We start from the raw sequence: 10,482 nt of genomic DNA on the forward strand, positions 1-10,482 counted from the left end.
TTCCCAGAACTGGCAACATGGTTACCAAAAGTCATCTTTGGCTAAAACAAAACCCCAAAGATCAATCAAAAAAGCCGCTGAGGAAAACTTCAGCGGCTTTTTTTGTTATAAGATTTTTAGCAGATAATAGAGCTTAGTTTTATCTGCACTACAGAACATAGTCGCTTAAATGCTTGGCAATTCCTTGTTGAAGTTGACGATCTATTTCAGTCATCAGGTCTTCTGTCAGTTTGTACCAAACTTTCTCTCTATCACGCAGTTTGATATTTTCAGCAACGGTTACAGAGCGCTCTGCCTTCGCAACGACAGAAGCTTCGTTAAAGCCCTGATCACTCAAAACCTGCAATTCAACTTCAAGCACGCCAGTATAGCGTTCGGATTGATCATAGGTGAACAAACCTGTGATACCTTTTTGCTGTTCCAGTTCACTTTCAGTCACAGCAGCATTTTTAATAACAAAATTCAGAACGTTATTATTGCCTTGCGGGTATAGACGGTCTCTTGCCCACCGGGCTGATGCCTGAGCAGGTGAAATATCAAACAAATGTTCAACATTCGGCGATTTAGCCGGACTGACATAGGCTTGATCAACAACCACATCCCGCACAAGAAGGTTATAAGGCGGCAAATGAGTATAAGTAAGCTCGGCATATTCATAGCTGGAAGGGGCTGTTTTACACCCCGTTAAAGCCGCACCACCAATAGCTAACCCACTCAACATAAATGAACGTCGACTTAACATTCTGAAATCTCACCTTTGCACAAACACAATGATTTTACCCACACGCCACAAAATATACGAAGTGGTATCAGCCCTTATTCCTAAAGAAACAATATGGCACGACAAAGGCCTTTGCTCTTATAAGGATAATTTAGTTCTGATCGCTTTCACTCTGGATTTCGGCAATTGCAGCATCGTCAAAAACATAGGACCGACCACAGAACTCACACTTCGCATCAATGACACCGTCGACCTTGTAAGAATCAACTTCTTCAGCTGAAACAGTTTTGATCACATTAGCCAGCTTTTCCCGTGAACAACGGCATCCTTCTTTAAGCGGGCGTTGATCATACACTCTTACCTGTTCTTCATGGAACAAACGAAAGAGCAAATCAGATACGCTAAGGTCCCGATCCAACAACTCTTCTTCTGTACAACTCGACATCAAGATCATGGATCGTTGCCAATCTTCTTTGATCTCCTCGTCGTCTTTGTCTGCTTGCTGGTTAATCCCACCATCACCGGGTACGTATTGCAATATCATACCGCCGCCATGCCAAACCCCGTCAATTTGGGCAACATTAACCAGAACACCTGTGTTAATTTGGTCGGACTGTTTGAAATATCCCTTAATACACTCGGACAGGCTCTCGCCTTCCAGTTCCACAATCCCTTGATAGCGTTCCATGTGCTCGCCCTGATCCACAGTAAAGGCAATATAGCCTTTACCCGTCAGATCAGTGAGAGAAAGTGTTGAATGGTCTTCCGTTTTATCAAGAAGCTCTTTCAGGGCAACATCATCAATCCCCGCGCAGCCTCTAATCACACCTTCAGACGTCATATCACTGACAAGCATTTTCACCGGGCCGTCACTTTTACTTTGTAAGGTAAAACAACCTGAAAACTTCATCAGCGAAGAAAGGACACTCGTCAGGGCCAGAACCTCCCCCAACAGTTCATTCACTATTGGTGGATAGTCGTGCCGTTTGAGAATCTCATCAAGAGCAGGCCCCATGCGAACAACGCGCCCTCTGATTCCTGTTGATTCAAGTAAAAAGGGTTGAATCACATCATCCCTTAAAAAACCAGTTTCGACATTTTCCCCAACGGTGTCATTCATCTTTATTCTCCAACGCCCCTAAAGGTTACTCATACACCAATAAAGGATGCCTTTTTGGGCATGTAATCTGTTCTCAGCTTCGTCAAATACAACGGATTGCGGGCCATCGATAACTTCTGCAACAACCTCTTCACCGCGATGTGCTGGCAAGCAGTGCATAAACAGCGCATCGTTTTTGGCCAAGGACATAACACGTTCATCAACCTGATAAGGTTTCAGCAGATTATGGCGGTTCGCCGCATCCTTATCGCCCATGGATACCCATGTGTCGGCGACAATACAATCACTATCCTTAACGGCATCATCCATTGAACGCGTTACGGAAATCTTTCCGCCTTGTGACTGCGCCCAATCCAGCGCTTTTTGGTCCGGCGCCAGCTCAGCAGGTGTCGCCAGTTTCAATTCAAAACCAAATCGGGTTGCTGCATGGATCCATGATGTCGCAACATTATTACCATCACCACACCAGGTAACTGTTTTACCAGCAATGGCACCGCGATGTTCTTCATAGGTCATGACATCGGCCATTAATTGGCATGGATGAGACTCGTCGGTCAAACCATTGATAACAGGAACCGTCGCATATTCCGCAAGCTCTTGCAGGATCTCTTCAGACGTTGTCCGGATCATGATTGCATCCACAAAACGCGATAAAACACGCGCGGTATCCGCAATGGTTTCACCATGCCCCATCTGTGAGCTGCTTGGATCAAGTAAAACCGCATTGCCACCAAGCTGGTTTATACCCACTTCAAAAGAAACGCGTGTTCTCGTCGAGGGCTTTTCAAAAATCATCGCAAGCGACTTGCCTTCTAATGGCCGCCCGGAAATTTCACCAGATTTCAGCTGAGCCCCATAGCCCAGTATTTCTCTTAATTTAGTCGTTTCGAATTGGCTTAAATCAAGAAAGTGTTTTGTATTGCTCATTTTATTATACCTTATAGACCCGGCGCCAATTTATCAGGCGGCCAGGGTTAATCCTTTGCAGACGTCGTCTAAAATTGCGATCGCTTCATCAACGTGTGATCGGTCAATAATAAGTGGAGGCAGTAAGCGAATAACATTATCTGCAGCACCAACACTAAGCAGGCCACCATCACGCATTGCAGCAATTACATCACTATTAGGAACCCGGCATTTCAAACCAAGCATCAAGCCCGCCCCGCGGACTTCTTCAAAGACGTTCGGGTTTCGGGCAACAAGGCCATCAAGCTTCTCGCGAGTATAATCAGCGATAGAGAGAACACTATCCATAAAGCCGTCTTCTAATAAGACATCCAGAACAGCATTACCAATTGCCATTGCCAAGGGATTTCCGCCGTAGGTACTGCCATGAGTACCCGGCACCATACCAGCAGCAGCCTTGTTTGTTGCCATGAAAGCGCCCATAGGGAAGCCGCCGCCAAGCCCCTTAGCTGTCGCGAGAACATCCGGCTCTATGTCAGCCCATTCATGGGCAAAAAGCTTACCTGTACGACCGTTACCACACTGAACTTCGTCCAAAATCAAAAGCAGACCAAATTCATCACAAACAGTGCGTAAACCCTTAAGGAAATCCATAGACGCAGCACGGATACCACCTTCACCTTGGATCGGTTCAACCATAATCGCTGCGGTCTCTTCGCTAATCGCCGCGCGCAATTCGTTTAGATTCTCAAAAGCAACATGGTCAAAGCCCGGTGTCTGAGGTCCAAAACCTTCAAGATGTTTAGCATTCCCCGCCGCAGACAATGCTGTCATCGTCCGGCCGTGGAACGCGCTGTCACAGGTAATGATACGATACTTCTGTGGTTGTCCGTTATGGCTGTGATACTTACGTGCCAGCTTAATGGCACCTTCCAGCGCTTCTGTTCCAGAATTGGTAAAGAAGACCTTATCGGCAAAAGAGTTTGCAACAAGGCGTTCTGCCAGCGTCTCACCACCTGTAATTCTGTATAGGTTAGAAACGTGCCACAGCTTACGGCCTTGTTCCTCTAGTGCAGCAACAAGCTTTGGATGACTATGCCCCAAGGAATTAACAGCAATACCACCAGCAAAATCAAGATATCGTCGGTTTTCAGCAGTATATAAGTAAGGACCTTCGCCCCGCTCAAATGCGAGGTCGATACGTGCGTAGGTGGGCATTACTGCGTCACTCATGGTATCTCTCTTTAATATCTGCTGAAAAAACAAAGCCCGGGGCGACAGTCAGTCACCCCGGAGCAACGTATTAACCCAATATCGATGCCCGCTGTCAACTGGAACAAGCAGGATTCACAAGGTTTTTAGCAGAAAAGCTATTTCACAGGCGTAATGGTGAAGCCTTTATCCTGCAAAAGCTTTAAAACCCCCTGTTGCCCGGGCAAATAGACTGCGTCTATCACAGTTAAACTATTCCCCTTTTCAAGGGTCTCGCCCATCCGTGAAACCATTTGAAGGTTACGGTTAAAAACAAGACTTTCCATGTACCTTGTCTGTGCTTCTGGTGACAAAACAGATATCTCGTCAAGAACCTCTTGATACAGCGCACCGGATGATTGAGCGAGAAAGTTGTTAATTCGGGTTTGATAGGTGGCTTCTACAGTTTGAATTTCTGCGGGCAGCGTATCCAGCAATGCTAATTGGTCCGCTTCGTTTGATGCATCTGCAATTTGGAGCTGTTCTTCGATAGTTTGAAGCTGCACAATTTCTATACCCCGCTCAATCGCGACATCCTGAAACGTTTGATTAAGCGTCCTGATTCCCAATGAAATTCGTGATGCTTCGGACGGGGGGGATGAAAAAACAACCCGTGCGGCCCAAGGTTTCAACACATCCATCTGTCGTGCCAGATATCCGTATTCATAGCCAATAACTTTGATATTCTCGAACGTTTCTGGCGAAACAAGGTCTCTTAGTCGGCGATTATCATTATACAGCATCACACTGAATAACTTCTGTTTAATCGCATCATCATCACGGATATCGACCATAAGATAATCGGCATTTTTTAAGAGCGTATGTGCATAAGCCCCGGCATCGACAACCCGACGATCACTACTATTCAGTGTCCCGTATATATAGCTCGGTTCAGCACCTTGCGTTTCAACTTTCCACAACACCGCATCGCCATTAATTAATGGCTCAGCAACACTGGGTTGCCATGAGAAAACAACCGAAAGTAAAAATAAAACACTGAGAAAGAAACGAACAAAAAACATATTTTCAGCCAATCTTTGATATTGGCCAATCTGCATCAAAGCCATCTTAATTCCTGAAGGAATGGGTTCAACAAATTACGTTGGATCTAAGCCATTGTTACAGATATTCATGCAGATTACATGTCTTGATTAGGACAAAAGTGACTTTTTTTACTATCCTCGCATGGGACACGGGAAACCTGATATCCGCGTTGTACGAGCATATTCAAAATTCCTTTCTCACCTGGCAAGTGTAGAGCACCAACAGCCGTAAAAGAATTTCCCTTTATCAACCCCTTGGTCATCCCATTTATCATATTGAGATTTCGTTTATCTAAAAGTCGCGTTATCCAAATATCGTACATTTCTGGCGGCTCTTCTTTTAGGTCGTCCAGAAGTGTCTCATAAAAACTATTCGTATTTTCTGATAGATACATTTCAACGTATTGTTCCATCAAATCATCATGATGTTGTCCGGCATCGGGCTTTTCAAGAATACGAATAATCGCATCCAGATAAATTTGACGGTCGCGGTCACTAAAAACAGAAAGCTGTTCACGGACGGTTTCCAGACCGTTGACTTTAACCCCATGTTCCTTGGCAAAAGCCCCTAATTGAAAATCCAGCGCAACCCCGCTATCTTGCTGTTTTTCCCTGTCCGGGTCGTTTGGCAAGGCCTTTAAGATTGGGTAAATAGCCCAAAGTTCCAAATCACGCAGAACCTCTTCCTTCACATTCTGCTTCGCGGCTATTTTAACTATTTTTGCATAGAGCTCGCTTGGCAAAACCTCATTCAGGGTTCTGCCGTCATCCCGTATCCGCACATTGTATGATTCGCGCAATTCGCGCTGTGAGAGATTAATTTCCAAATTAAGAAGATCAGCATTTTTAATAAAAGGCTCAACACGATCTTTGATCTTAAGTACTCTTGGGTCCGCAACGTGCATGGTTCCCAAAAGATAACTCGGCTCTCTATTATCTTTCTCAATTTTCCAAAACAGCCCCTTACCATAAGGAATTGCCCCATCGCTAAGAGTTGGGTTTGGAAACAGTAGATAACCAGCAAGCAAAAGAAACGCTAAGAACTTATACTGGGTAGAAAAAATACCATAAGGGAAAGACATAAAACTCTCTTTGAAACAGTGCGCCTCACTCCCCTCAAACGGGTAGTACAACACAGTCATCGTTTTCAAACAGTCTAGAAATCACTTCCTTACAAAAGATGAAAATAAACAGGAAAATGGGCCGAATGTTATTAAAAGAACGTCCCAGTCAAAAGTTTTCGGCACAAAACCAGGGCCAAAAAACTGAAGGTGCAATATCAGGCCTTAATCTTGTAGCCGCGCTTAAATAATAACCAACCGCAAACAACCATCACCAAAATCAAACACACGAGCGTGCCACCTTGCCAGATTAAATCTTCGACAGATCCATATCCGGTAATGCCATAGCGAAAGCCACTGATGATCCAAAACATTGGGTTTGCTTCGAAAAGCCATTGCCAACTTTCCGGAATACGATCCAAAGTGAAAAATGTGCCCGATAGAAGACCAAGGGGAAGGACGAGAAAATTATCCACTAATGAGAACTGGTCCCACTTGTCAGACCAGAGACCTACAAGGACACCAATCATAGAAAACAGCAATGCAGCTGAAATCCCAAAGAAAGCGGTTGCGGCAAAACTATACAGCATTGGCCCCGTGAAAACCGTCATCGCCCCCAGAAGCAACAGTGCGACGAGAAGAGCGTTGGCGACACCGGCCAGACTATAGCCAAACAGAAGCTCTATTGGTGATAAAGGAGCCATAAGCACATCGGTTATTACCCCTTCCTGTTTGTCGATAATCAGCATAAAACAAACATTTTGAAACGCCGTTTGCGACAGCACAAACACCGCAAGGCCGGGAGCGATAAACTGCAAGGCAGAAAGTCCGGGAGCCATTTCATCACTTGGCCCCAGAGCAAGAGTGAAAACTGTCATAAACAGCATGGTCGAAACCATCGGCCCTAAAAGGCTTTCAACCCAGAACCGCATAAACCGGATAACGCCACGGCGATAGAACAAAGTCCAGATGCGTAAAAATGCGATAATACGGACGCCTTCACCGGGCACAACATTGTTGCTTTGATCTGGCGTCACGTTATTCATCCCATCAGGCTTTCAAACGATAACCAGTGGTAATCAGACGATGTGTAACAAACCACAGGATGAGGTTAACCACAGGAAGTAAAATAGCCCCAATCATAATATTTCCGTCAGCATGACCGATAAAACCATACCGGAAACCATCAATCATATAAAAGAAAGGGTTAAAATGGGCCACAGCAACCCAAGCATCGGGCAGACGGTCGATTGAATAGAACGTTCCGGAAAGGAAGGAAAGCGGTGTGATAATAAAATTAGTCACCGCAGCAATGTGGTCATATTTTTGTGCCCAAATCCCGCCAAGCATTCCGAGAAGAGCCAGCATCATACAAGCATTAATGGCAAACCATAACGCCGACAAAGGATGCGCCAGTGAAACGGGAAGGAAAAGCATCATCGCAAAAAATACAGTCAGCCCGACCATCAAGCCACGGGTAATCCCCCCGGCCGCAATTCCGAGGGCCATTTCCCACGGCGCCAGAGGCGGCATAAGGATATCAACGATATTCCCTTGAACCTTGGCAATAAGAATAGACGACGATGTATTGGCAAAGGAATTTTGCGTCATGGTCATCATCATCAAACCTGGCGCAAGGAAAGTAATATAATCAACACCGCCCACAGTCCTGCTCAGGCCCCCAAGAGCCAGCGCGAAGACGGCTAAAAACAACAAAGTTGTGATGACGGGCGCCATGAGTGTCTGTGTGAAAACGTTTAAAAAGCGTTTTACTTCACGACTGTAGAGAGTCCAAAGACCAAGGGTGTTCACACGACCTATGGTACGGGGAGCTATTTGGGTAAGTTTTTGATCGATCAAAGCCATGCGACACATTTACGCAACCATTCCGTTGGCTTCAAGGGCAAGATCCTAATTACTTCTTATTTTTGCCATTTTTATTTTCCCCGCGTTAAGAAAAGCACAATGAAATCTACTATTTCAAATCTTTTATCAAAGCTTTGAGTTTCGCTTTTCTATTCACAGGTATCAAACGCCAATCACATCCTTTGATCGCGCCCTCCAATGCATAAAGATAATTCACGGAGAGTCGATGTTCATCGCAAAAACGAAAATATAGCCGCCTAAATACTTCTTCCGCACCCAATTCGATTAATTGATCTGACGAAGTAATCCCGATATCTACCAATTGAGTAACGGATTTAGGCCCCAGATTTTTCAAGGCGAGAAGTTCTTCTTTTGGATCACGGTTCATTTTGAAATAAATTTTTCGACAAAAAGAATTGGCCCAGGAACGTCTCCGTGGCATGTATAAGAACATGATGGAACGGTCAGAAAAAAACAACCGCGAACAACCCAAACGTAAAGTCCCCAGAAAAGCGACAGCAAAATATCTGGGAAATGTTGCTCGATTTTATCTGGAACGCTACGCCACAACAGAAGTCGGTCTGCGCCGTTACCTTATGCGCAAAGTAAACCTCTCTGCCAAAGAGCACGGAACAATCCCGCAAGAAGGGGCAGAGATCATTGAAGGACTGATCTCTAAATTCCGTGATTTGAATTTCCTGAACGATGCACGTTACGCCGAAGGTCGAAGCGGCAGTTTACATCGCAAGGGAATGTCACTTCGTGCCATCCGACAGGATCTGTCGCTCAAAGGTGTCCCCGAAGACCTCACCAATAAAGCCATTGATCTTATTCGAGAGGAAAGTAGCAATCCCGATTTGGAAGCGGCTATTTCCTATGCACGAAGGCGCCGCCTTGGTCCTTACCGAACCGACGACAAACGCGAAGAACGACGGGACAAAGATCTCGCCGCGCTGGGCCGTAAGGGTTTTTCTTTCGCTATCGCAGAGCGTGTTATTCTTGCTTATGACATTGAAGAACTGGAAGCCGAAGCAGGACTTTAACTCAGTTAGATTCGGTTTCTTTCCTGATTTTAATCATTATGGTTTTCTGGCAACCGCACACCACAATCGGTGCGGAATGAACAGGGGATCATCAGAAAAATCCCGACGAAGTAAGTCGCCGTGTTCTTTATCAAAAGCAGCAACAGCATCAGGGGACAACGAAGCTGAAACACCAGCAGACGCCCGAATACGCCCCCGCCAGTCTTCATGGCTATAACGAACACGTAAATCCTGGCTGAAGGTTTCTATCGCTTCAAAGCCACCCGTTGCCAAATCTACTGTCCACTGTGGATAAATACCTGTTCCCCCCGACATTTCCCACGCCGGGTTATGTTTGGAAATGAGACTTTCTGTTGCTGAAACGACATTTCTTGGCAAAGGAAGCCAATCAAAGTGACAAATGACAATATATCCGCCGGGTTTGAGTATCCGTTGGCATTCTTTTGTCGCCTTTGTGGCTTCAAACCAATGCCAGCACTGGCCAGCTGTCACGACATCAAAGCGAGCATTATCAAGGCCTGTTGCTTTATCCGAGCGAGCAAGCCCAAGTATTGCAACGCCTGCAAGGTCGAAGTGAAAATTTCATCAGCGATTGCGCTGCTCATAAACCTAAATTGTTAATCATACTCGATGGTACGTGGCGTAAAGCTTACCGTATGTTGATGTTGTCGCCAAATATACACGCACTGACTCAAATATGTTTGCCCGAGCAGCTTGCAAATAATGGTCAGTATTTGATACGAAAAGTAGCTAAAAAAAATGCGCTGTCCAGCCTAGAAGCAACCTGTTATGCTCTTGCCTTGCTTGATGGCGAATTGCATGATTCGATTGAAGAAAGTATGCATGAAGGTGATGTTAAAAATCCTGATAAAATTCATTGTGGCCATTATCAAGTGTTACTCGATAAATTTGCACAGTTTAATCATTTTCAGTTATCGTTTAGAAAATAGTTCTAGCCCTTTTAACCATTAATACAATGTGATCCTAATGACCTTGAAAACTCTTTTTACCTTATCCTCGATCTCCGCAATATTGCTAAGTAGTAGCTTACTCAGTGCTTATGCTAGTACAGACACTAAACGAGAAACCCGAGAGCCTGAAGCCGCTACAGGAATAACGGTTAAAAAAGCTGTGCATGGCTCAAAGTTTATGGTTGCTAGTGCAAACCCCTACGCCAGTGAAGCTGGCTTGGCTATTTTAGCGCAAGGTGGCAGCGCTGTTGATGCAGCAATTGCAAAGATCGGCGATCAGAATGCGATGCTCGCCCATATTGGCGGCAATATCGAAGCGCAGTTGGCCGCTGTAAGAATGAAGCCCGCGCTAAGCACAAATTCGGCTTGGGCACGAACATTCCGCGTTCAATTCCAAAGTCAATATCCGCAGCGGACCGTGATAAAACAACACCTGCTGCGAAGCCGTTGGGATATTGAACGGCACCGAATTTCAGGTCGCCCATTGTCACGCGCAATCT

The 10,482-nt window shown here is 45.4% G+C and carries 12 protein-coding genes and 1 pseudogene; 3 read left to right on the forward strand and 10 right to left on the reverse strand.

Annotation, left to right across the window (positions count from 1 at the left end):
* Positions 1-148: 148 nt before the first annotated feature.
* The 9 genes from Q0241_RS22045 to Q0241_RS22085 all read right to left on the reverse strand — a co-directional run bounded on the left by Q0241_RS22045 (position 149) and on the right by Q0241_RS22085 (position 8,356).
* Positions 149-742: a hypothetical protein gene (locus tag Q0241_RS22045; protein WP_299381438.1), complete on the reverse strand. Its 594-nt coding sequence runs from the start codon at positions 740-742 to the stop codon at positions 149-151.
* 130 nt (positions 743-872) lie between these two features.
* The gene (locus Q0241_RS22050) at positions 873-1,841 is read right to left on the reverse strand and encodes an Hsp33 family molecular chaperone HslO (protein ID WP_299381441.1); all 969 of its coding nucleotides are present in this window, start codon (positions 1,839-1,841) and stop codon (positions 873-875) included.
* An 18-nt stretch (positions 1,842-1,859) separates the two neighbouring features.
* Positions 1,860-2,768 (reverse strand): ornithine carbamoyltransferase, encoded by a 909-nt coding sequence (argF, locus tag Q0241_RS22055; protein WP_299381443.1) that lies wholly within the window; start codon positions 2,766-2,768, stop codon positions 1,860-1,862.
* A 33-nt stretch (positions 2,769-2,801) separates the two neighbouring features.
* The gene (locus Q0241_RS22060) at positions 2,802-3,980 is read right to left on the reverse strand and encodes an aspartate aminotransferase family protein (protein WP_299381446.1); all 1,179 of its coding nucleotides are present in this window, start codon (positions 3,978-3,980) and stop codon (positions 2,802-2,804) included.
* A 137-nt stretch (positions 3,981-4,117) separates the two neighbouring features.
* On the reverse strand, positions 4,118-5,065 hold the full coding sequence (locus tag Q0241_RS22065; protein WP_299381449.1) for a TraB/GumN family protein: 948 nt from the start codon (positions 5,063-5,065) through the stop codon (positions 4,118-4,120).
* A 71-nt stretch (positions 5,066-5,136) separates the two neighbouring features.
* Positions 5,137-6,123: a TraB/GumN family protein gene (locus tag Q0241_RS22070; RefSeq protein WP_299381451.1), complete on the reverse strand. Its 987-nt coding sequence runs from the start codon at positions 6,121-6,123 to the stop codon at positions 5,137-5,139.
* 197 nt (positions 6,124-6,320) lie between these two features.
* Entirely contained in the window at positions 6,321-7,139 is an 819-nt protein-coding gene (locus Q0241_RS22075) for an ABC transporter permease (RefSeq protein ID WP_299381454.1), read from the reverse strand.
* A gap of 13 nt (positions 7,140-7,152) precedes the next feature.
* Complete coding sequence (locus tag Q0241_RS22080) at positions 7,153-7,977, reverse strand: ABC transporter permease (protein ID WP_299381456.1); 825 nt, start codon at positions 7,975-7,977, stop codon at positions 7,153-7,155.
* A gap of 100 nt (positions 7,978-8,077) precedes the next feature.
* Positions 8,078-8,356, reverse strand: coding sequence for a TfoX/Sxy family DNA transformation protein (locus tag Q0241_RS22085; protein ID WP_299381459.1), 279 nt, complete (start codon positions 8,354-8,356; stop codon positions 8,078-8,080).
* 52 nt (positions 8,357-8,408) lie between these two features.
* On the opposite strand from Q0241_RS22085, the gene Q0241_RS22090 reads away from it, so the two are divergent.
* Positions 8,409-9,011, forward strand: a complete 603-nt coding sequence (locus Q0241_RS22090; protein ID WP_299381462.1) for a regulatory protein RecX — start codon at positions 8,409-8,411, stop codon at positions 9,009-9,011.
* 36 nt (positions 9,012-9,047) lie between these two features.
* On the opposite strand, the gene Q0241_RS22095 is transcribed toward Q0241_RS22090, so the two are convergent.
* Complete coding sequence (locus tag Q0241_RS22095; protein WP_299381467.1) at positions 9,048-9,563, reverse strand: class I SAM-dependent methyltransferase; 516 nt, start codon at positions 9,561-9,563, stop codon at positions 9,048-9,050.
* Between Q0241_RS22095 and Q0241_RS22100 the strand changes: the two genes are divergently transcribed.
* Both Q0241_RS22100 and Q0241_RS22105 read left to right on the forward strand, forming a co-directional pair.
* Complete coding sequence (locus Q0241_RS22100) at positions 9,464-9,961, forward strand: DTW domain-containing protein (protein WP_299381464.1); 498 nt, start codon at positions 9,464-9,466, stop codon at positions 9,959-9,961. The two genes, Q0241_RS22095 and Q0241_RS22100, sit on opposite strands and share 100 nt — an antisense overlap.
* 199 nt (positions 9,962-10,160) lie before the next feature.
* A pseudogene (locus Q0241_RS22105) lies at positions 10,161-10,482 on the forward strand (hypothetical protein); the annotation flags it as partial.

This window comes from uncultured Kiloniella sp., assembly GCF_937128705.1.
Lineage (GTDB): Bacteria > Pseudomonadota > Alphaproteobacteria > Kiloniellales > Kiloniellaceae > Kiloniella.